At 39.9% G+C, this 23,347-nt stretch carries 18 protein-coding genes; 9 read left to right on the forward strand and 9 right to left on the reverse strand.

Going from position 1 to position 23,347, the window contains the following annotated elements:
* Nucleotides 1-7: 7 nt before the first annotated feature.
* Both RMA94_RS03570 and RMA94_RS03575 read right to left on the reverse strand, forming a co-directional pair.
* Nucleotides 8-1,849, reverse strand: coding sequence for a long-chain-acyl-CoA synthetase (locus RMA94_RS03570; protein ID WP_311081883.1), 1,842 nt, complete (start codon nucleotides 1,847-1,849; stop codon nucleotides 8-10).
* Nucleotides 1,850-2,040: 191 nt separating this feature from the next.
* Nucleotides 2,041-5,364, reverse strand: coding sequence for an Rne/Rng family ribonuclease (locus RMA94_RS03575; RefSeq protein WP_311081884.1), 3,324 nt, complete (start codon nucleotides 5,362-5,364; stop codon nucleotides 2,041-2,043).
* A gap of 721 nt (nucleotides 5,365-6,085) precedes the next feature.
* On the opposite strand from RMA94_RS03575, the gene RMA94_RS03580 reads away from it, so the two are divergent.
* The 4 genes from RMA94_RS03580 to RMA94_RS03595 all read left to right on the forward strand — a co-directional run bounded on the left by RMA94_RS03580 (nucleotide 6,086) and on the right by RMA94_RS03595 (nucleotide 9,113).
* The gene (locus RMA94_RS03580; RefSeq protein WP_069036473.1) at nucleotides 6,086-7,018 is read left to right on the forward strand and encodes an RluA family pseudouridine synthase; all 933 of its coding nucleotides are present in this window, start codon (nucleotides 6,086-6,088) and stop codon (nucleotides 7,016-7,018) included.
* Nucleotides 7,015-7,689, forward strand: coding sequence for an HAD-IA family hydrolase (locus RMA94_RS03585; RefSeq protein WP_130173237.1), 675 nt, complete (start codon nucleotides 7,015-7,017; stop codon nucleotides 7,687-7,689). Before RMA94_RS03580 ends, RMA94_RS03585 begins: the two co-directional genes overlap by 4 nt.
* 73 nt (nucleotides 7,690-7,762) lie before the next feature.
* Nucleotides 7,763-8,458 (forward strand): YafY family protein, encoded by a 696-nt coding sequence (locus RMA94_RS03590; RefSeq protein ID WP_002114898.1) that lies wholly within the window; start codon nucleotides 7,763-7,765, stop codon nucleotides 8,456-8,458.
* 49 nt (nucleotides 8,459-8,507) lie between these two features.
* Nucleotides 8,508-9,113, forward strand: a complete 606-nt coding sequence (locus RMA94_RS03595; protein ID WP_005079230.1) for a glutathione S-transferase family protein — start codon at nucleotides 8,508-8,510, stop codon at nucleotides 9,111-9,113.
* A gap of 58 nt (nucleotides 9,114-9,171) precedes the next feature.
* Here the strand turns inward: RMA94_RS03595 and RMA94_RS03600 are convergent, their stop codons facing one another.
* Complete coding sequence (locus RMA94_RS03600; protein WP_002115060.1) at nucleotides 9,172-9,849, reverse strand: DUF1345 domain-containing protein; 678 nt, start codon at nucleotides 9,847-9,849, stop codon at nucleotides 9,172-9,174.
* Between the two features lie 265 nt (nucleotides 9,850-10,114).
* Nucleotides 10,115-11,020 carry a DNA-binding transcriptional regulator HcaR gene (gene hcaR, locus RMA94_RS03605; RefSeq protein WP_005066014.1) on the reverse strand — a complete coding sequence of 302 codons (906 nt, stop codon included), beginning with the start codon at nucleotides 11,018-11,020 and terminating at the stop codon, nucleotides 10,115-10,117.
* Nucleotides 11,021-11,674: 654 nt separating this feature from the next.
* On the opposite strand from hcaR, the gene RMA94_RS03610 reads away from it, so the two are divergent.
* Nucleotides 11,675-12,727, forward strand: coding sequence for an MBL fold metallo-hydrolase (locus tag RMA94_RS03610; RefSeq protein WP_005066015.1), 1,053 nt, complete (start codon nucleotides 11,675-11,677; stop codon nucleotides 12,725-12,727).
* A 66-nt stretch (nucleotides 12,728-12,793) separates the two neighbouring features.
* On the opposite strand, the gene katG is transcribed toward RMA94_RS03610, so the two are convergent.
* From katG to RMA94_RS03625, 3 genes are all read right to left on the reverse strand, one after another.
* Nucleotides 12,794-14,950 carry a catalase/peroxidase HPI gene (gene katG / locus RMA94_RS03615; protein ID WP_213385081.1) on the reverse strand — a complete coding sequence of 719 codons (2,157 nt, stop codon included), beginning with the start codon at nucleotides 14,948-14,950 and terminating at the stop codon, nucleotides 12,794-12,796.
* Between the two features lie 527 nt (nucleotides 14,951-15,477).
* Complete coding sequence (gene ptsP, locus RMA94_RS03620; protein WP_046811459.1) at nucleotides 15,478-17,772, reverse strand: phosphoenolpyruvate--protein phosphotransferase; 2,295 nt, start codon at nucleotides 17,770-17,772, stop codon at nucleotides 15,478-15,480.
* Between the two features lie 85 nt (nucleotides 17,773-17,857).
* Nucleotides 17,858-18,343, reverse strand: a complete 486-nt coding sequence (locus tag RMA94_RS03625) for an RNA pyrophosphohydrolase (protein WP_000567255.1) — start codon at nucleotides 18,341-18,343, stop codon at nucleotides 17,858-17,860.
* Nucleotides 18,344-18,525: 182 nt separating this feature from the next.
* Between RMA94_RS03625 and RMA94_RS03630 the strand changes: the two genes are divergently transcribed.
* From RMA94_RS03630 to RMA94_RS03645, 4 genes are all read left to right on the forward strand, one after another.
* On the forward strand, nucleotides 18,526-19,176 hold the full coding sequence (locus RMA94_RS03630; protein WP_002115098.1) for an HAD family phosphatase: 651 nt from the start codon (nucleotides 18,526-18,528) through the stop codon (nucleotides 19,174-19,176).
* A gap of 189 nt (nucleotides 19,177-19,365) precedes the next feature.
* Nucleotides 19,366-20,805: a DUF2252 domain-containing protein gene (locus RMA94_RS03635; protein WP_311081890.1), complete on the forward strand. Its 1,440-nt coding sequence runs from the start codon at nucleotides 19,366-19,368 to the stop codon at nucleotides 20,803-20,805.
* Between the two features lie 54 nt (nucleotides 20,806-20,859).
* Nucleotides 20,860-21,606: a sporulation protein gene (locus RMA94_RS03640; RefSeq protein WP_017385688.1), complete on the forward strand. Its 747-nt coding sequence runs from the start codon at nucleotides 20,860-20,862 to the stop codon at nucleotides 21,604-21,606.
* Nucleotides 21,607-21,731: 125 nt separating this feature from the next.
* Nucleotides 21,732-21,983: a hypothetical protein gene (locus RMA94_RS03645; protein ID WP_002115132.1), complete on the forward strand. Its 252-nt coding sequence runs from the start codon at nucleotides 21,732-21,734 to the stop codon at nucleotides 21,981-21,983.
* Nucleotides 21,984-21,991: 8 nt separating this feature from the next.
* Here the strand turns inward: RMA94_RS03645 and RMA94_RS03650 are convergent, their stop codons facing one another.
* Nucleotides 21,992-22,852, reverse strand: a complete 861-nt coding sequence (locus tag RMA94_RS03650; protein ID WP_001046500.1) for a LysR family transcriptional regulator — start codon at nucleotides 22,850-22,852, stop codon at nucleotides 21,992-21,994.
* A gap of 115 nt (nucleotides 22,853-22,967) precedes the next feature.
* The gene (locus RMA94_RS03655) at nucleotides 22,968-23,222 is read right to left on the reverse strand and encodes a DUF2061 domain-containing protein (RefSeq protein ID WP_311081894.1); all 255 of its coding nucleotides are present in this window, start codon (nucleotides 23,220-23,222) and stop codon (nucleotides 22,968-22,970) included.
* Nucleotides 23,223-23,347: the final 125 nt, after the last annotated feature.

Consider the following 23,347-nt stretch of genomic DNA (forward strand, 5'->3'; position numbering starts at 1 on the left):
AAATGAACTAAAAACGGTATTTATATGCCTGAATGTTGTCAAAAATTTCAGTTGTGATGTCACAGTAACTGCTTTCACCAGGCAATAAAGCGAGTAAACGTTCAGAAGTTTTGCTTGGATTAAACGCATCTTCCTTCAATTTATTCTTTTGGTACTTAAAAGTACCTGTGGTTTCAACTTTAGCTTGTATACGTAAAAACACTGGTACCGCATAAGCAGGTAAGCATTTTTTAAATACAGTCACCATTTCTGTTAAATCAGCGTCATTTAACTCGGCACCATCAGCAAGTGTGATTGCTGCCATACCTGCACGACCATTGGTATTTGGAATTTCTACACCATAAACCACAGCTTCAGCGATCTTGTCATATTCACACACCATGTTTTCAACTTCGGTGGTAGATACATTTTCGCCTTTCCAGCGGAAGGTATCACCCAAGCGGTCAACAAACTGAGCGTGACGGAAACCAATATTACGAACAAGATCACCTGTGTTGAAATATGAGTCACCTTTTTTGAAGACATCTTGCATAATCACAGATTTATTCTTTTCTGGGTCGGTATAGCCATCAAATGGAGAGCGACTGGTAATTTTACCCACCAATAAACCGACTTCACCTGCTTTAACTTTTTTACACCAGCCATTTTTATCGCGTACAGGCTCATTCTTTTCTTTATCAAATTGAATGACTGCATACGGCATAGGGGAGAAGCCTACCGTATTATCAAAGTTGAAAATATTACTAAAGCCGACATTGCCTTCACTTGAAGCATAAAGCTCTAGAACTTCTTCAACACCAAAACGCTGTTTGAATTTATCCCAGATGTTTGGACGCATGCCGTTACCAATCATTTTGGTTACACGGTGAGCACGGTCAAGCTCTGTAGTTGGAGCATCCATCAAGTAACGGCAAAGTTCACCTACATAACCGATTGCAGACGCATTAAACTTCTGAACATCTTTCCAGAATGCACTGGTTGAATATTTACGTCGAATGGCAAGCGTAGAGCTTCCTGCAATCACACCACACCAGCAAACCACCACACCTGTTGCATGGTACAGCGGTAAAGTGACATACATCACATCATCTGGGCCAAGGTTTAAAATGTGGCCGTAAGTGCCGTAGGCAAGTGTCCAGCGGCTATGTTTAAAAATAACTGCTTTTGGTAAGCCTGTTGTACCCGAAGTATAAATATAAAACAGGCCATCATTTCCATGAACGGAGTGTGTGGTCGATGGATTGAATTTCGGGAATTGATCAATTTCTATTGCAAGATTGGCATAACCTTGAGGTGCTGTTCCTGCATCTTGACGAGTAGCCTGATCTGCAAACCAGTGAAAACGGTCTTTAGGAACGTTTAAGTCTTGACGAATTTCATCAATTGCAGCACGGACTTCTTCACCCGCAATGACTGCAATTGGTTTTACAAGATTGATACTATGAGCGAGAACTTTACCGACTTGCGATGTATTTACAAGCGCAATCGTTACCCCAATTTTAGCTAAGCCCACAATAGTGGCAATAAGCTCAGAACGGTTCTCAACCATTACGGCAATCACATCGCCTTTACGTGCACCGAGAGATAAATAATAGTGAGAAATCTGGTTAGCCCATTCATTTAAAGCTTCGTATGAGTAACTTTGATCTTCAAATAATAAAGCAGTACCTTTTGGATTTCGCTTAACAGCTTTCTCAAAAGCTACGCCTAATCCAGTTGGTGTATTTGCTGTTCTTAAATAAGCCTGTTTAAGACCATTCAGGATATGGGGTACTTTGGGAATAAAGCTAGGAAGTCTAGTGGCAACATCCCCAAGCGTAATGATATCGGTCTGTGTTGTCTGGCTCATATCAATCCTATTTATTTTTCGATCAATCCAAAAAAGGTTGCGTTGGCAAAAGTACAGTATTTTTCATGGTTCACCATGCTTTTAAAACTTTTCTTCTAGTGCAATCAACCTAATTGGTTAAAAATAACAAAAAAAACCTAGTCATCGAAATGACTAGGTTTGTTTAAATTAGCTGCAATTGAGCAAATGATTTACTCAGCTACAGGATTTGCTTTCTTTGGTGGACGGCCGCGAGGGCGACGAGGACGACTTGGTTTGTCCTTATCAGCTTTAGAATCTTCTGATTCACTCTCGGCAGGGGCTTCAGTTGGCTCTACAGCTTGTTCTGTAGCTGCTTTGGCTTTTGCAGCTGCTTTTGGCTGTTTTGCAACCGGAGCTTCTACTGCAGGTTCAGCTGGTGTCTCTTCTACATTAGCTGCTACTTCAGTTTCCTGATCAAGCGCAAGCGGTTGTTGCTTTGATTCAACAGGTACTTGTGTTTCAGCAGTAGGAGCAACAACGGCTTCTTCCACAGTCTCAGCTACAGGGGCAGCTTCTTCTGGTGCAGAATGTTGTTGTTTAACTTGCTCAAAAGCTTGTTCAGCTGCAAGTTTCGCTAAACGACGGCGTTCACGCGGATCATTAGCAACACGTGGTGTCGCTTCTTTTGGTGGCGTCAACGGAAGTACTGGCGCAGGTTCTGCTTCTTGTGAAGGCTTATTGCTTGGAAGCTCGGCATCACGAGTAACAGGCTTTTTGTCTTCAGCTTCAGCTGCGACTTCAGTCACTAGAGTACTTGCGTATTGCTCTGCAAATTTCTGCAATGCACGGTTGAATGTTGGAACTAAACCAAACTGTTCAATCAGTACTGTGCAGTCTTCACCGTAAACATGACGGATCAAGCTACCAATTGTATATTGCGCCAACGTTGGAATTTGCGATGGGGCAATTGATGGTGCAGCAGCTTTAGCACGTTTTGCATTGCGTTGTTCACGGCGACGCATACGAGGATCATTACTTGCACGTTGAACTTGCGGTTGAGTTTTCTCAGCCTTTGGTTGAGGAGCTTCTGCTTCAGCAGTTACCGTCTCTTCCACTGACACAACTGGTGCTGGAGCTGATTCTTGAGTAGCTTCAACAACAGGTGCTTTTTCAGTGCGTTCAACAGGTTGCTCAGGCGTTAAAGCAATAATTTCGCTTTGTGCTTGATCAACATTGATGACTAAGGCTGTATTCATGACTTCATGCTGTGGAGCATCAATCAAATCAACCTTAATTTGTTTTTCATCAACAACTGCTGGTGCCGGCGTATTTTGATTTTCATTTAATACGCTTGGATCGCGGTGGCGATTCGGGCGGTTTGGACGTTGTTGATTATTACGGTCACGACGCGGTACAGCATGTTCAGCTTGTTGCCCATCATTTTGATGTTGCGCATGCGGCTGATCTTGTTGTTGACGCTTTTGTTGACGTTTTAATTCACGTTGCTCTTGGCGTGATAACTGTACAACTTCTTCATGAACCTGTTGTTGCTGTGGTTCTTGATTGTGGTGATGTTGATGTTGTTCACGTTGCTCTTTGTGCTTACGTTTTTTGTTGTTTGGACGCTGCTGTTGTACTTTATCGTCTTTTTCAACATTCTCACGTGCTTCCTGCTTAACAGGAGATTGAGAAATATAAGCATTGTTAGATGGAGCCGAAGTAACTTCAGCAACTGCTGGTGCTACAACTTGTCCAAACTGCCCACGGCTAACAGCGCCAGTATTCACCATTTGTTCAATTGCGGCAGCAGCATTTTGTGCTGAGCGAGATTGATCAACTGTTTGAGCTTGTTTTTGAACAAAAAGGTTTTCTAACCATGCACATGGGCTTGCTGCTTTTTGAGCGCTTGCCTGAGCAGCAGGTTGAGCCGCTTGATTTGCTTTCTTTTGGTTGGCTGCGTTATTGGCAGCAGGGGCTGCATGAGTATGGCCATGATCGGCTTCTTCTAAATGCCATTCAGAAGATTCATAACCTAACTCTTTTTCACTTGAACGAGTTGCTTCAGTACGTTCGTAGCTAGATGGTGCAAATCCATCTGGATTGTACTGAATTTCGTAGTGAGGGGTTTCTAAGTGCGGGTGAGGTAAAACAGTCACACGAACACTAGAAGTTTGTTCTAAATAAACAAGACTATGACGTTTTTCATTGAGCAAGAATGCTGCAATTTCAACAGGCACTTCTACCTGTACTTCACCATGACGTTCACGAAGCGCGATCTCTTCTACTTTACGCATAATTGAAAGCGAAAGTGAGCGTAAGTCACGAACCATGCCTGTACCATGACAGCGTGGGCACACATAACCTGTTGCTTCTTCAAGAGATGGACGTAAGCGTTGACGGCTCATTTCCATTAAGCCAAAACGAGAAAGTTGTCCAAACTGAATACGTGCGCGATCGCTTTGTGTTGCTTCACGAAGTTTTGCTTCAACCATACGTTGGTTGCGCTCTTTAGTCATATCGATGAAGTCGATTACAACTAAACCACCAATGTCACGAAGACGAAGTTGGCGAGCAATTTCTTCTGCTGCTTCTAAGTTAGTATTCAGCGCAGTTTCTTCAACGTCATGTCCACGAGTCGATTTCGCAGAGTTAATATCGATTGAAACTAAAGCTTCAGTCTGGTCAATCACAATTGAACCGCCAGAAGGAAGTTTTACTTCACGTTCATAAGCAGTTTGAATTTGACTTTCAATACCAAAATGAGCAAACAATGGCTCGTTTAAAGTATAAGTTTTAAGTTTGTCTAATTGACGAGGCATCACTGCTTTAACAAAGTTATAAGCTTCGTTATAAGCCTGTTCGCTATCAATTAAAATTTCTGCAACATCATCACGTAAATAATCGCGGATAGCACGAGTAACAACACCAGCTTCTTGATGAACCAGCATTGGAGAAGGACCAGAGCTCGCTGTGCCTTGGATTTGTGCCCAAAGGTCAAGCAAATGCTGTAAGTCTAACTGTAATTCTTCTTGGGTACGGCCAATACCAGCGGTACGTACAATAACGCTCATACCACGTGGTAAATTTAAAGAAGCTAGAATCTCTTTTAGCTCTTCACGTACAGAACCTGAAATTTGACGACTAATACCGCCACCTTTCGGGTTGTTTGGCATAAGAACCAAATAACGTCCTGCAAGTGAAATAAAGGTAGAAAGAGCTGCACCTTTATTGCCACGTTCTTCTTTTTCGACTTGAACAAGTAATTCAGTACCTTCAGTGATAAGTTCACGAATGTTTGAGGTTTGTCGTGGGTCTGCTTGGAAATAACTGTTAGCAATTTCGCGCATAGACAAGAAGCCTTGACGGCCTGCGCCGTATTCAACAAAAACAGCTTCTAACGAGGGTTCTACGCGGGTTACATGGCCTTTATAGATATTGGATTTTTTCTGTTCTCGGGTACGATTCTCTAAATCAAAATCGTAAAGACGATTACCAGTGATAAGTGCAACGCGGACTTCTTCTGCGTGAGTTGCATTAATCAACATACGTTTCATGGGTGTGACACCTAATAGTGACCCACACAAACATATCGCACAAACTTAAAGGTTCTGAACGAACATCGAACATGACGGATCATTTCCCAGATCTCAAAATATTTGTGGTCTGAGTCATCTGTTACCGGCTACATTTAGCCTTAGCTTCGATTCTCGTCTGTGATGTAGGCAATACTGCTTCAACCTTTAAATCGGACTTCCTTAGTGCTTCACTGGCGGGTGAGCGGTGCATTGGTTAATGACTTTCACTGTCATTGGGCGCGAAGTGACTTCTTTTTGGAAGTTTGATACGGAATGCTCATCGTATCGGTGCTTTCGGCAGTTCCAATGCATCAACGCTTTAGCCTGAAGGCAACATTAAGGAGCGATTTGTCTGATGTGTATCAGTTTACGTTCCATAACCAACTAGAGTTGGTAACATATTTTTTTGAACAAACTGAATTAAACGCAACAGTTTGTCATTTTGCCGATATAATAAGCCTTCGGCGTCGGCATAATTCTTTAGGACCAATCCGAGCTGGTGATGAAAGCATCATTTTGATTGAGGTTTCAATCAGGGAAATTCCCTATTAGATGTTCACTTACGGCGGTATCCGTGCGCTGACTATATCAAACCTTGCAGCATCTGCCTATGGGCTAAGCTTAGATTTCTTGTGAAAAAACTAAGCTAATCGGTCATTTATTAATCAAATTTAGCAAAATTTCAGGTTTAAATATTAGTATGAATTCTACACAGCAATGGCAAAGTGTCACTTGGTTTGAGGTGGATGAACATCAAGCAGGACAGCGAATTGATAATTTCCTGTTTTCGCGTTTAAAGGGTGTACCTAAGAGTCGTATTTATCGTTTGATTCGTGAAGGTCAGGTTCGAATAAACAAAAAACGTATTAAAGCTGAGACCAAATTAGAGATTGGAGATCAGATTCGTGTTGCACCTATTCGCTATGAACAAAAGGATGAAACCGCTGCTCCTGTGAGTGATAGTGTAGCACAGAGCCTACTCAGCCGTGTGGTTTATGAAGATGAAGGCCTGTTAGTCATCAATAAACCATCAGGTATTGCTGTACATGGTGGTAGTGGCGTGGCATATGGTTTGATTGAGGCTTTACGCGCCGCGACAGGTAAAAAATATTTAGAACTAATTCACCGCATTGACCGTGATACCTCTGGCCTGGTCATGATTAGCAAGAAACGTAGTACTTTAAAGCTGCTACAAGATATGTTGCGTGAGCACAAAATTCGTAAGACTTATGCGGCAATTGTAAAAGGTCAGGTGAGCCTCGATAAACAACTCATTGATGCTCCTCTATTTCGTTACGAGTTAGCCAATGGCGAGCGTCGTGTACGTGTGTCTAAAGAAGGTAAACCGAGTAAAACGGAATGGGTGGTTGCAGAGCGTTTTAAAAATGCCACTTTAGTTCATGCATCACCTTTATCAGGCCGTACTCATCAAATTCGTGTCCATGGCTTAAGTATTGGACATCCGTTGTTGGGTGATGATAAATATGGACACACCACTGAGTACGCAGGTCCGCAGGCACGACGTTTATGTTTACACGCGATGCGTTTAGATATTCCGGGTTATCCACCGATTGAAGCGCCGTTACCAGAAGACATGACCCAGTTATTAAAGGCTTTGAGAGTAGCAAAATGAGTCTGAAAACCGAATTAGTTATTTTTGACTGGGATGGAACTTTATATAACTCTGTTGGCCAGATTGTTGCCAGCTTACAACATGCAGCAGAGCAACATGAACTGCCTCTAAGCGATGAAGCCGCAAAAAGTATTATCGGTTTAGGCTTGCCTGAGGTGATGCAGACCTTATTTCCAGAAGCGCCAGAATTGCATGACTCGATCTTAAAGGCATATGGTGATCACTATATCGCGAACTCGACTAGTGATGCATGGTTTGAGGGTATTTCTGAACTACTCCATGATTTAAAAGCCCAAGGTTTAAAACTTGCAGTTGCAACGGGTAAAAATCGCCGTGGGTTAGACCGTGTAATCGCAAAAACACAAAGTACTCATCTTTTTGATGTGACTCGGGCAGCCAACGAAACACGTTCAAAACCAGATCCGCTCATGCTGCAAGAAATATTAACAGTCACTGGAGTGAATGTTGAGCGAGCAGTCATGATTGGTGACAGCAGCTATGATCTTGAGATGGCACAGCGTTTAGGGATGCCGCGTATTGGTGTTGGCTATGGCGTACATTCGGTTGAAGTTCTGCAAAAGTTCCAGCCTTTAACGATTGCTAAAGATGTACAAGAGCTTCACAGCTTTTTGAGAGGGTATGCTCAGTTACCTACTGTAGATGTCGCTTAAATTGAAATAGTATTAAAGAGGGAATACGTTCCCTCTTTTTTAAGCTGAATAACAAAACAATAAGAAGAGAAAAATGAGCCGTTCAATTCGTCTATTAAATCTTTTACAACAGCTCCGTGAAGCCCGTTACCCAATCACAGCACAAGTCTTGGCTGAAAGCCTAAACATTAGTGTTCGAAGTGTCTATCGAGATATTGATAGCTTACGTGAGCAAGGTGTAAGAATTGATGCCTCAGCAGGCTTGGGTTTTCAGCTTAAAGAAGACATCTTATTACCACCGGTTACTTTTAATGAGAATGAAGCTGAAGCTCTATTTTTAGCTTTAGAGTGGTTGAAAGACGTTCCAGATCAGGCAATGAAATCGGCAGCCGTTTCAATCTATTCTAAACTTTATGCAGTTCTACCTGAGCACCGGAAATATTTGATCGATGACATGACGCTAGGCGTTACACATTACTGGCATCCGGTTGATGAAGCTTTAGTAGAACAAGTACGTTTAGCGATTCGTAAGCAAGTAAAAATAAAAGTCGATTATTGCGATGAACAAAAACGGTTAAGTGAACGTTCACTTTGGCCTTTTGCTTTAGGGTATTTACATGACAAAGTTGTACTTGCTGCTTGGTGTGAATTACGGCAGGCATTTCGCCATTTTCGGATAGATCGTATCCATGACTTGCAAATGAGTGAGGAAATATATCCTGAATTTAAAAAACATCTGTTTCAAAGATGGTGGAAACAAGAAATGCAAAGGACTACTGACAAAAACTGACAAAAGTTATTTGTAAACTAAGAACTACGATAAACAAGGAGCAATAAGAATGAGCCTTAAACTTTATACTAACAAAGAGTCGCGTGGTGTAGTTATTGACTGGCTTTTGGTCGAGTTAGGTGTTGAATGTGAACGAATTGAAGTCGCATATAAGACTGAAATGAAGTCACCTGAATATCTAAAACTTAATCCTTTTGGAAAAGTACCGGTATTGGTAGATGGCGATGTAGTGATTTATGAGTTGGGTGCAATCTGTGCATATCTAGCCGACAAGTTTAGTGATAAAGGTTTGGCACCAGCCTTGAATGATCCAAAACGTGGTTTGTACTATCGTTGGTTATTTGTGATGGCGGGCCCTTGGGAAGCTGCGGGTGTTGATAAGGCTTTAGGAATAGAAGTATCACCTGAGCAAAAAATGTTTGTTGGTTATGGCGATTACAATGATGCTTATCAAGCTTTAGTTCAAGGATTAAGTGAAGCGAATCCGTATGTATGTGGTGAGCAATTTACCGCAGCAGATGTAAGTGTTGGAGCAATGCTTTTATGGCAGTTAAAAATGAATGCGATTGAATCACATCCTGCTATTACCCGTTATGTTGAAACGATCAAACAGCGTGAAGGCTTAAAACAAAGTACTATGGGGCAACTGCTGTAAACCTAATATTCTTAAAAGTCACCCAAAGGGGTGGCTTTTTTGTTTTCAAATAAAGATTTTAATTGGTAAGAAAACCAGCAGCAACGTTAATACAAATCGCTAAAATGGTGGTATTAAATCCAAAAGACAACACAGCGTGAAATAAGTTTAAAAGACGCATGTGCTTGGTGGTAATTGACACATCCGCAGTTTGAGCAGAAGTACCAATAATATAACTAAAATATAGAAAATCAGGATAAGTTGGCTGTTTTGTACCAGGGAAATCTAACCCTCCATTTTCCTCATTTCTAGATAAAGCCATATAAAAATCATGGGCATAATGTAGAGCAAAAACGGTATGCATAAAAAGCCATGCAGACACAATGGTGAGTAAAGCTAAAGCCACATGACCTAACTTTGCAGAACTGTCGGAAGGGAGTTGTGACAGTTGAATTAGAATAGCAACCAAACACATGATTAATGCTAATAAAACAATCAGCATAATGACCCATTTGCTTTCATCTTGTTTTTTAGCTTGCTGTTGCATTTGTGAATGGTCGGCACTTTTCATGAGTTGCCAAACATGTAGTAAATATATGCTAACGGAAGCATTCCAGCTGACTAATAAAATAGTTGACCACTTCCATGATGTTAACCATGTCAAAATACCGGCTGTGACAATACCTATGAATAAAGCAATAAAGAAATGTGGGCGGTTTTGTACACTACGTCCTAGATGTTGAAATACGCCAACCATTTTCCTAGTCTCCTTTATTAAACGGGAAATATATTATTTTTTATTAAATGGTGAAAATAATATATGGTTTTATATAGATTTTATTTCAATTCTTTTCATTTATATTCATGAGATATTTAATTTTACCTATTAGGTAAAATAGGACATTACCGTGGATTAAACTGTTTATAAAAAGTATAAATAAATAAAAGGAATATTTATTTATACTTTTTTATAAAGATGATCTTATTAATCATGCGCTTAATAATAAAATTATTCGTAATAATTAAGCGTGGTTTAAGTTTTTATCTAAATGAAATACTTTAGTGAGCTGGTCAATGAATTTTTGAACGCCTAAAGACTGTGAGTTTTTACGATAGTTTACGAATAAATCAAGTGTTGGTAAGTCGACATCAAGTGGACGAACTATCGTGTTTTTGATGCCTAAAGGCGCAACATAGGCAGGTAAAATTGTACAGCCTAATCCAGAACCAAGAGAGTTAATGTTGAACAATATGCTATCTGCTTTTTGAACAATATTCAGTTCGATGTTATGAGTTTTAGCGAAATCTAAAATGGTGTTATGTAAGGTTTGTGATTGTTCGGCTGCCGGAATGATAAAGTCAATACCTTGTAAAGCATGGACTGGGATTCGATCATATTGAGCAAGTGGATGATTTTTAGGAAGTAAGAAAATCAGGGGTTCAGTTAAAACAAATTGGCTTTGTATTTCATCACTATCTGTATTTTCACGGGTAAACGTAATGTCCAGCTCTCCTTTTTTTAAGGCTTTAAGCTGTTCAGTATTGTTTAAATTAGATAGTTCAATAGTAAGGTCGGGGTGTTGTAGTCGAAGATTAGGAAGTACATAAGGGAAAATTTTCATTTCTGCGATGGGAACGAAACCGATACGTAACAATTGCTGTTTAGCCTTAGAAACTTGTCGTGCCATAGCGACCGCTTTTTCAGCCTGAGCGAGAGTGAGTCGAGCATGTTCTAAAAATACTTCGCCTTCTTCTGTTAACTCAACTTTGCGTTTTGTGCGGTTTAAAAGTCTTACACCAACGTCTTCTTCTAAATCTTTAATTTGTTGGCTAAGAGAGGGCTGTGCGGTAAAAAGTTTAAGAGCGGCTTTACTAAAATTTAATTCTTCAGCAACGGTAATGAAATATCGGAGATGGCGTAGTTCCATAAGACTAATCCAAAAAATGTCTTACTATGATTTAAGTGAAGTATAAAGCATAAATAGATATAGCGTGAAGGTGATTTAGGTATTTATAAAATAAATGGAATTTTAATTTTCATTAAAGATTTAATATGGAGATATAAGCTCTAATAATTCATAAAATATATTAATAATTAAATAATAAATACATTATTTTTAATTAATCAAAGAATTTTCTAAAGGATTTAAATATTCATTTAAGAAATTCTCATATTATGCAAAAACTAGAATAATAAAATAAATTTATAATCTATAGGTCACTAAGATCTACCCAAATGTAATTGTTACTAAATATATTGTTTGTATTGCACAGAAGAATCTTAAGTTAAAAATTACGGGCGACAAAGATGAAATAGACAGGTTCTATGGCGGCTTTTCGTCATCTTCTAATTGTTATGTTATACAAGAAGTCTTAGTAAGAATGGTAATTACTGACGCATAAACTCAACACATCTAAGTGTTTTTTATGGCACTCTAATTTAACTTAGGTTGGCTATGACCACGATAAAATGGATATTTATATGATAAATAAGTGTAAGTGCCATAGCTTAATTTGTTTTAATCGTTAAGATAGAAACCTGATCACATCCATTCTGCTGATGCTAAAACATAGAAAAGCCCATGAAAGACAAGCCGACATTAACATATCAATTGCCGACTCAGTCCTGTTGGACGCATACATGGATAAAACCTCCTTTTTGTCATCCCGAGTCTGGGCATGAAACGGATACACGTTTTTATAATCAACAACCTAAGTCACCTGCTCGTGGCTCAAAAGAGTTATTGCGTTGGTTAGTTACGCGTGAGTCTTTTACATGGAAAGTGGATATTCAAAATGAATATGAAACTCGTGTAAATACGGCTGTAGCTTTGCCGCAAAATCGACCTCAGGCAGATCTGGATGATTGGCAAGTTTGGTTTGTTGGGCATGCAACGGTATTGGTTCAGATTGGTCCTTATAACTTTATTACCGACCCAGTGTGGTGTGATTATGCAAGTCCTTCACAAGGGCGTGGCCCACGCCGTGTATGCCCGGCAGGTTTTGCACTAGAACAATTACCGACGATTCATGGAGTTTTGCTCAGCCATAATCATTATGACCATATGGACTTGGCGACACTTGAATGGCTACATAAAAAATTCGCAATGCCAATTTACACTGGACTCGGGAATGGTTTTTATCTACCTAAAGAGTTTCATGTCATTGAGATGGATTGGTGGCAAGAAATTCCTTATCACGAATTAAGAATAATCTATACACCTGCACAGCATGGTTCAGGTCGTGGTTTGCGGGACCAGAATAAGGCACTTTGGGGCGGCTTTTCGGTCGTGGCTAAAACAGGTCATTGTTTCTTTGCGGGTGATACCGGTTATGCGGGTCATTTTAAGCAAATACATGCTCGTTATGGCGCACCACGAGTTGCCTTACTTCCAATAGGTGCGTATGAGCCACGTGAATTGATGAGCTATGTTCATATGAACCCGCAAGATGCGCTACATGCGCACTTTGATTTACAGGCTCATCGTTCTATTGCGATTCACTATCGAACTTTCCAGTTGACTGATGAAGACCGAGAAGACCCAGAGCATGCTCTAGCACAGGCAATTAAAGCTTCTTCAAAGCTTGCAAATCCTTTTTATTGCATTCGGGAAGGACACAAACTGACTGTTTAAAAAACGATGCTTGATATTAAAAAAGCCAGTTCAAATTGAACTGGCTTTTTACTATTTTGACTTAAATTAAGCTAAGTCAAAACGGTCAAGATTCATGACTTTAGTCCATGCAGCAACAAAGTCTTGAACAAATTTTTCTTTACCATCTGCCTGAGCATAAACTTCGGCTAATGCGCGTAAGATTGAGTTTGAACCGAAGACTAAATCATTACGTGTTGCGGTAAATTTTACTGCGCCTGTTTTACGGTCTTTGCCTTCAAAGACTTCGCTTGTTGAGTCAACAGGTGCCCATGCAGTAGACATATCGAGTAAGTTCGTAAAGAAGTCTGTGCTAAGTACACCAACTTGCTGAGTAAATACACCGTATTGTGAGCCATCCCAGTTGGTGCCCAGTACACGTAAGCCACCAATCAATGCAGTTAACTCTGGTGCAGTCAAAGTCAGTTGTTGTGCTTTATCAATCAATAATGCCTCAGTTGTTGCGCTGACACCCTCTTTTTTCCAGTTTCTAAAACCATCAGCAAGGCCGAGAAGTAATTGGAAAGATTCGACATCAGTTTGACTTTGTATTGCATCAACACGACCAGGAGCAAATGGAACGCTAATATTGAAACCTGCCGCTTGAGCAGCTTGCTCTACACCAACGTTACCTGCAAGCACGATTAAATCAGCTAATGATAATTGAGTAGATGCTTTGAGTTCTTCAATTTTGCTTAAAGTCTCAACTGCTTTTTTATTTACGTCCCATTCACGTTGTGGCGATAAAGCAATACGTGCACCATTTGCACCACCGCGTTTATCTCCACCGCGGAATGTTGACGCGGAAGCCCAACCAAGCGAAACCAATTCGCCAGCAGATAGCCCTAGTGCAACGATTTTTGCTTTTGCATCAGCAATGCTTGCAGCAGATGGTATAGCGCTCGCAGCTGGTAATGGATCTTGCCAAATTAAATCTTCAGCCGGAACTTCAGGACCTAAATAACGTGCTTTTGGACCCATATCACGGTGAGTTAATTTAAACCATGCTCGAGCAAAAGCATTCGCGAAAGCTTGTGGGTCGTTAAGGAAACGACGAGAGATCTTTTCAAACTCAGGGTCAAAACGTAAGGTCAAATCTGTAGTAAGCATCGTTGGCTTACGTTTAATTGACGGGTCGAAAGGATCGGGGATGATCGCTTCAGCATCTGCTGCTACCCATTGAATTGCACCAGCCGGTGAGCGCTCTTGTACCCACTCATATTTGAATAGGTTTTCAAAGAAGTAGTTGCTCCATTGTGTTGGTGTTTGTGACCAAATCACTTCTAAACCTGAAGTGATCGCATCTTTACCCACACCAGTGCCAAAACTGTTTGACCAGCCAAAGCCCATTTGTTCAATTGAAGCTCCCTCAGGATCAGCCTGAACATGGTCAGCAGAGGCAGCGCCGTGAGTTTTACCTAAAGTATGACCGCCTGCGATTAAGGCAACAATTTCTTCATCATCCATTGCCATATTGCCGAAAGTCGCGCGAATAAATGGTGCAGCCGATTTTGGATCACCGCTGGCTTGTGGGCCTTCAGGGTTTACATAAATTAGACCCATTTCGGTTGCAGCTAGATTGCTGCCTTCCAATGCTTCAGAGTTGCGATGAGCTAACCATTCTTTTTCATCGCCCCAGTTTACATCGTTGTCTGGTTCCCAAACATCTTCACGACCTGCACCAAAACCGAAGGTGCGGAAACCCGAAGATTCAAGTGCGATGTTTCCAGCAAGAATAAATAAATCTGCCCACGATATTTTTTGACCGTATTTTTGTTTAACTGGCCATAGCAAACGGCGCGCTTTATCTAAGCTTGCATTGTCAGGCCAACTATTTAATGGCGCAAAACGTTGTTGACCACGACCAGCACCACCACGACCATCACCCATACGATACGTACCGGCAGCATGCCATGCTAATCGAATAAATAAGCCTGTATAATTTCCCCAATCGGCTGGCCACCAATCTTGAGAATCGGTTAATACATTTTTGATATCAGCTTTGAGGGTGTAGTAGTCGAGTTTTTTAAATTCTTGACGGTAATTAAATTCTTTACCGAGTGGGTTAGAGCGTTCTGAATGTTGATTGAGTAGGTCGACGCGTAGTTGTTTTGGCCACCAGTGTAAACTAGGCGTGCCACCACCGACCGTTACTTCTGGTTTTGATTTATGGCCTGAAAAAGGGCATTTTGATTCGTCTGACATGGTTATATTCTCTCTGGGTAATAATTATTGAGCTCTTCGTAAAAATGTTAGGGCTCATTTTCCTGGACTTCTGGTTTAAAAACTCATGTTTACTAAATAAAGAAATGGGAGAACAAATGGTGAGAGAAACCGTTTAAAAGTCTTTTCACTGAGATGTCGGCCATTATATTTTATTTAATAATGCATCAGATTCCTTTACTTGTTATTCCTCCAATTTACTGCATGAAGGTTAAAAAACAAGAGGAAAAATAAGATGAAACTTGTAAATAACGATGCATAGAATTACCTCTTCAATTGTTGGAACAACGTAAGATCTTTTAATAACGCTCTGTAAATATACTAGGAGTAGGAGTCTTATTTTTCAAATGGATTAAACTGTCAATATTGATTTAAAAAACCGATTATATATTTATTTAAAAGATTAAGATGGGGGGAGCAATGGTGAGATGAAATTTTTATATTTAATTGTATTAGAAGCGAGCTCAAAGAAATAAAGGAGAGCATTGCTCTCCTTTATTGTTTATATATTAAACATTTACGATTCGATTCGATTTAACCATATCCGCTAAACCGTGAGTTTTAAAATAGTACTCAAGCCAGCTTTTTACGATGAGTGGATTATTCATTTTCATGACATCATCCAGCAATTTTTGTGCATCTGTCATTGGCACATGACAAATAGCTTTTCTTACTCGCAAAATGTTACTCGAACTCATCGAAAGGGTATTAAAGCCCATTGCCATGAGCAGAATTGCTGATAATGGATCACCTGCCATTTCACCACAAATACTGATAGGTTTTTTGTATTCATGACATTCTTTAACTAAGCGGGTTAGCGCACGTAGAATGGATGGGTGAAAGTGTGAGTAAACGTTTGCTACATGTGGATTATTACGGTCAACTGCAAGTAAATACTGGGTTAAGTCATTTGAACCGACCGAGAAGAAATCGACGAGTTCAGCAAACTCATCAATTTGTAGCAGTACGCTCGGCACCTCAACCATAATTCCAATTTTTGGTTTGGTAATTTTAACTTGCTCTTCTTCTTGCACTGCAATCCAGTCACGCTCAAGTAAATAAAGTACTTCTTCTACTTCACTGACTGTAGTGACCATTGGCAATAAAATATGCAAATTATTTAGACCAATACTGGCTTTGAGCATGGCGCGAATTTGCGAAGAAAAAATCTCGGGATGATCGAGCGTGAAACGAATACCACGCCAGCCTAATGCCGAGTTTTCTTCTTCAATACTGAAATACGGCAAGTCTTTATCGGCACCAATATCCAGAGTTCGCATTACCACAGGTTTGTTGGCAAAGTGGCTCAACTGTTGACGGTAGATTGCGCGTTGTTCTTCTTCACCTGGGAAACGTTCCCGTAACATGAATGGAATTTCACTTCGGTATAGACCTACACCTTGAGCACCACGTTGTACTCCGCGTACTACGTCAATCATGAGACCCGTGTTCACATAGAGCTGAACAGACACACCATCTGGAGTAATCGCTTCTTTGGTCTCGTATTGTTTGAGATCTTTTGCGATTTGCTCATCTTCTTTCTGAATTTCTTTATAGCGTTGGCGTAAACGACGTGGCGGATTAACAAAAACACGGCCCTGATAGGCGTCCACAATCATTTCTGCATCATCAAGTGTGTTCACTGGCAGTTCAGTTACACCAACTACGGTTGGAATACCTAATGCACGAGCCACAATCACCATATGAGAGTTGGCCGCACCTTCGGATGTCACAATCGCTGCAATATTGTCTACCGGTAACTCTACAAGTGCCGCAGTACTAATCTCTTCACCAATTAAAATACTGTCTGGACTCAGTTCACGATGGCTAGAATCTTCTTCTTGCAAAGAGGCTAAAATACGTCGCCCTAAATCTTTAAGGTCGGAAACTCGTTCACGAAGATAATCATCTTCCATCTGTGCAAATAGGGCAGTATGTTTTTCAATTACACGACGCACCGCACCTTGTGCCCAATGTCCGTCACGGATGAGTTCTTTAATTTCTGCTGGTAATGCATTTTCATCTAGCATTCTTAAGAAAACACTAAATAAAGCACGCTCTTCAGCCATGAGTGAATCATGCATTTTTTCATCCAGAGAGCGAATCTCTGAACGTACTGATGAAATGGCTTGATCTAAAATTCGAAGTTCATCGCTAATATCTTCTGCTTCACGATCAGGCACAGAACCCAAATCGGCAGGCGGATATAAAATAATAGCACGACCTAAAGCAACACCACCTGCACCTGAAGCGCCTTGAAAGGTTTTGTAGGCAGGTCCATTACTCGGCTTACGAAATACGTCAATATTACCTACTGCATGAGCATGAGCAATAACGCCAGAAAGCTGAGCACATAGCGTAACTAAAAAGGACTCGGCAGCTTCACTAAAATCTTGAGGAAGTTTGTTTTGGACAACTAAAACACCCATAACCTTACGACGATACATGACTGGTACGCCGAGGAAAGAGTTATAAATTTCTTCGCCTGTTTCAGGTAAATACAAGAAACGCTCATGTTTTGGCGCATTGTCAAGGTTAACGATTTCTTCGCGTTGCCCGACCAGACCAACCAGGCCCTCACCGAGTTGCAAAGAAACATGGCCTACAGATTCTGGATTTAAGCCTTTAGAGGCCATTAATACATAGCGCTGATTGCGTTCGTCGAGTAAATAAATAGAACAAACATCCACTTTCATGGCCTCAGCAACCTGATTAACCATGATGTCTAATGATTCATGCAAACTGACGGACGCATTAACCTCTTGGACAATGCGCCGTAGAGTGTCGAGTTGCATGTTTGACATGGATGTATACTCCAGTATTTTTTTAGACTATGAATGTATTTATAACAGCACTTTTAATAAAAATCATTTGCTAGATAAATGATTTTTAGGGTAATTGTTGCATTGGCAACTGTGTACACAATTCCACCATGGCTTTACGATAAACATCACGCTTGAAGTTCACCACTTGTCCAAGAGGATACCAATAGCTAACCCACTGCCATTCATCGAATTCGGGCGGGTCGGAGAGGTTTAACTGAATATTTTTTGCAGGCGCAGTTAACTTCAGTAAAAACCATTTTTGTTTCTGTCCGATACATACGGGGTCAGAGTCTGACCGAATGTACCGATGTGGCAAACGATAACGCAGCCATCCTTTGGTTTGCGCAATAATCTGGACATGTTCGGGCAATAAGCCGATTTCTTCTCTCAGTTCTCGAAAAAGTGCCTGTTCAGGGGTTTCTCCAAACTGGATGCCTCCTTGTGGAAATTGCCAAGCATTGTGACCAATGCGCTTTGCCCATAAAACCTGTCCATCATCGTTTGCCAAAATGATCCCGACATTCGGTCGGAAACCTTCTGAATCGATCATTTGGCTACCTAAATATTGTCTATATCGTTGACTTTAATCGCGGGGACAAACACTTTTTTATGTCCAGCTCGAAAAGATCAAAGTAAAATGTTTAAATTGCTACGATCTTAACGAATTTCTATCGACTAGCGGAGATAGATTTACATTTTTTTTCTTAAATTTCAGTTTAAACGAGAATTTTCATGAAACTGGCGTTGTTTGATTTAGACCATACCTTGTTAAATACCGATTCAGACCATTCTTGGGGTGAATTTTTAGTCAATGAAGGTTTGGTTGATCCGGTTCATCATCGTCAGATGAATGATAAATTTTATGAAGATTACAAAGCAGGGCAACTTGACCCATATGCTTATAATGAATTTGTTTTTGGATTTTTAACGCAGCATGACAACGACTACTTAACTGAGCTCCACCAATTGTTCATGCAAAAAGTCATTCGTCCGCAAATGCGTCCAAAAGGTTTTGATGCAATCAAAAAACATCAAGATTTAGGCCATACTATTGTGGGTATTACGGCAACGAGTGATTTTATTACTGCGCCGATTTTCCGTGAATTTGGGATTACCGAAATTTTAGCAACCAATGCTGAAGTGGCTGACGGAAAATATACGGGTAAAGTTGCTGGTTTAGCGTGTTATCAAAAAGGCAAACTTGCACGTCTAGATGCATGGTTGGAAGGCCGTAACGTGTCTGAGTCTTGGGCGTATTCCGATTCAATTAATGACCGTTTTTTACTTGAATATGCAACGCATGCAATTGCAGTAAACCCTGATGATCGTCTTGAAAAACTGGCTCAAGAACATAACTGGGACATTCAGGACTGGTCGATTTAAAATTGTGGAGTTGGAAGAACAGTTTAAAAAGTTTTGAGGTCTTCCAACTCTTAACTATATTTAAAATCATTTTTTAATATCTCTTATAAATCTTAGCTAAAAAACAGATATTGCTATGATTAATAAAATAAATTTTATCTTGGCAAAGATTTCAGAATATAAAAAATTTAATTTAAAAATGAGGAAATAATGTCAAAAACAGCACAAATTAAATTACCAAAACAACTTTGGAATGATGAAAGTATTGATTTAACACGTCATAGCTATCAGGGGAAATTACTTAATAAAAGCGAAGGCTTCAAATTAGGTAAGGCTCAACGTAAAAAAGTTCCACGTGAACAGCTATCAAAGCTTTCTGAACGATCAAAAGGTACAACTGCCTTAACGGTCTATGATTGGAGTAACCAAGGACGTTTAGAAAAGCTCAAGCCGATTCGTGCAAAACGGATGAGTGTTTCTCCATTTACATTTTATCGTGGCATGCCTTCTTTGATGCTATTTGACCAAGCGTGGGAGCAGGCAAATTCAGGCTTATTTCAACAGATTTGTGGGGATTGTCATTTAAGTAATTTTGGTGGTTTTGCAAGTCCAGAACGTAATTTGTTATTTGGAATTAATGATTTTGACGAAACTTTAGTTGCCCCGTTTGAATGGGATGTAAAGCGTTTAGCAACCAGTTTTGTAATTGCAGCGCGTGATATTCATCTTGCAGAGAAAGTCGGGTTAAAAGCAATTAAAATAATGCTGAATAGTTATCGTCAGCACTTATTAGAAATTACAGAGCTTTCACCACTCCAAGTTTGGTATGAAAAAGTTGATGCCAGTATATTATTAGAAAATACTGAGTGTCGAAAACTAAGAAAGAAACGCGAGAAGCATCTTGATTCAGCACAGAAAAGAACGACGTACTCTGTTTTGCCGAAGCTTACGCAGCAAGATCAAGATACAGGATTTCGTCATTTTGTGGATGATGCGCCGTTATTATGGCATCCAGATGTAGATGAGCCATTTGGTAAAGATGTTGATGTATTTTTTCAACAATACCGTGATTCTTTAAAATATGATCGCCAAGTACTTTTTGATCGTTATCAACGTACAGATGTAGCTTTGAAAGTGGTGGGTGTCGGAAGTGTTGGTACACGATCAGCGATTGCATTATTTCAAGATGCAGATCGGGAACCGTTAATTTTACAAATGAAAGAAGCGAATCCATCAATTCTCAGCCCGCTATTTGTAGACAAGGTAAATCACGAAGGTGAGCGTGTAGTGCATGGTCAGCAGCTCATGCAGGCCGCAAGTGATATATTTCTTGGGTTCTCTTCTATATCGACTCAACATTTTCATGTACGTCAGTTACGTGATATGAAAATTTCGGTTGATCTTAGTGACATGGATGATGAGTATTTCTATGAGTATGCCGAAAGTTGTGGTTTAGCCTTAGCTCATGCTCACGCTAAATCTGGAAATGCAGATGTACTTATGGGATATCTTGGCGAAGGTAATACGATAGTAGAAGTATTACAAACGTATGCAGAAGAATATGCAGAACGTAATCTAAATGACTATGACCAATTTATGAATGAAGTTGCAGATGGTAAGATTCAGCTCGCTGGAGATGATGCACTTTAATAATAAGTATGCTGCTACAGATGACATGAAATAATTCGAAAGGTTAGAGAAAAAATGTTTAGTAAAATTATGTCTGGTTTGGGTCTTCAAGGTGTGACGGTAGAAACTGTTTTGCAGAACCCGAGCTTGCAAGCTGGTAGCACATTGCACGGAGAAATTAGCTTTAAAGGCGGATCATCTGATAAAGAGATTAATGGTCTTTATTTGCAATTGGTAACGATGGCAGAAGTCGAATCTGGTGATCATGAGTTTAACCAACCTTTAGTTTTACAAGAGTGGTTAGTGAACTCTCGATTCCTCTTGCCGGCACATCAAGCACATTCTTTCCCTTTTAGTATTCAACTACCATTTGAGACACCAATTACTGAGGTTGCTTGTCGAAGAAATGGTGCACGTGTTTGGATTCAAACCCATATGGATGTTGATTGGGGATTAGATGCAACTGATCGTGATTATCTAAAGGTTCTGCCAACTCCAGCCATGCAAATATTTCTACAGGCTATGCAGCGATGTGGCTTTGTTTTATCGACAGTAGATGTAGAAAAAGGGCAGCTTACTGCGCGAAATTTTAGATCAACGATTGGTTGTTACCAAGAGCTTGAATTTGTCTCTTCACATATGTTTAGCGGATTTAATGAGGTTGAAGTTTCTTTCGTTGCTGAACCTAACCAAACTCACGTTATGCTTGAAGTAGACCGCCATTTTCGATCAGATCAGCTATTAACGATGACGATTCCACATCATATGCTTGATGAAAACCAAATGGTGCAACAAATTCGAAGCCTCTTAAAGCTTGGATAAATTAAATTATGCGCATCAAATCAGAGTTTTTTATAAACTTGAAAAGAGTCTTATATTTAAATCGCTTTTTCTGCATTGAGAGTAAGGGTGATTTAAATCGGCCGTAATGATGTGTGGAGGATATGATGGATGATCAGAATGAGACCGAAGAAAAGAAGACCCGTAAAGCTAATCTTCTTGAAGAATTTGGTGGGCAACTGATTGACGGCTTCATCACACTTATTGGTGAACTCTTCATTTACATTATTTTTTTATTATTTTTAGGTGCTTTACTCGGTATTATCTTTGCCGCTATTTTCTTTGGTTGGGGCATACTATTTTTACTATTACCTTTTGCTTTTCTGGTTTATATCCTTTTTAAAAAATATAGTCGTTAATAATTCAACTACTCTTGCATCATTTTAATTAACTCCTGCATGGCTCTAGATTGAGTACGTGCAGGATGCCATACCATACCTAATTGACGATTCATCTCAACATTTAAATCAAGCTGCTGCATATCCTGATTCAATAGAGTTTTTGGTAAAACTGACCAACCCAAACCAATCGAGACTAACATGCGAATAGACTCAAGAGGGTTATTGCTCATGGTAATTTTTGGTTTAAGTCCTTGTTTTTCAAACTCAGCTAAAGTGATTTGAGCAGTATAAGTTTGTGCAGCGGGTAATAAACTTGGATATTCAATTAAATCTTGTAAGGTTAAATTCTTTTTTTGAGCCAATGGATGAAATGGAGCAGCTACAAAAACTAAAGGATCATTCCAGATCGTAATATAGTTAAGACGCTCATCACCTGAGGGCGGGAGTGTTAAAAAAGCTAACTCTAAATCGCCAGCAAGTACCTGTTCGTGTGCTTGTTCGGAATCAACAAAATGTACGTCTAGCGTGACTTGAGGAAACTGCTGAACAAAGTGTTTAAGCGGAGCAGGCAAGTGATGCAAACCGATGTGATGACTCGTCCCGATTTTTAAACGTCCTTGTATTTGGGTTTGCTCATGACTTAGCGTGTGGTGAATATCTCGAAGTTCATTTAACCAGCTTTTAACTTTTGGTAATAATGAATGCGCAGCATGAGTTGCTTGAACCCCACGGCCTGCCGATTCAAATAACTTTACGCCAAAGTATTCTTCTAGGCTATGAATACGTTTGGTGACAGCAGGTTGGGTAATAAATAGTTGATCCGCAGCCACAGAGATCGAACCTGTTTCCATGACTTTTACAAAAGCTTCAAAGGCTGCAAGATTCATAATACAACTCAACTTGGAATAGAAAAATCGAGGGGCTAAAGTTGCCGAGCCAAAATCGTATCATGCTTGCAGCAAAACGAGTGAGAAAGTTATGAATTACCGCACTAATCTTAGCCTAAGCTGTTGTTTCTTTTTCAGCTAAGGCTGTTACGCGGCGATCTTTAGCAGCCCAAACTTTTTCATGGAAGAAAAAAGCAAAAGCTTGTACGGTTGGTTCAAGCATACTTAATGTTAAAGCCATCCAGATATTACCTGTTACAAAGTATGCGACTAGCATTGCGACAGTAATATGCATAATGTAATAGCTTAAGGTTTTCTTTAAGGTACGTTGATTATTTATAACGAATTTTTGGATGTTAGCCATGATCATTCTCTTTAGCCACTTTAGATATTTTTAGTATAGGCATTAGAGTATAAGATTAAAAATTGATTATGCAAATGATAATCATTAACAAAAACGATTTGTTAAATTTGATGCACCTTATGGAAATTATA

It is taken from the genome of Acinetobacter sp. V115_6 (genome assembly GCF_031799025.1).
Classification (GTDB): domain Bacteria; phylum Pseudomonadota; class Gammaproteobacteria; order Pseudomonadales; family Moraxellaceae; genus Acinetobacter; species Acinetobacter pittii.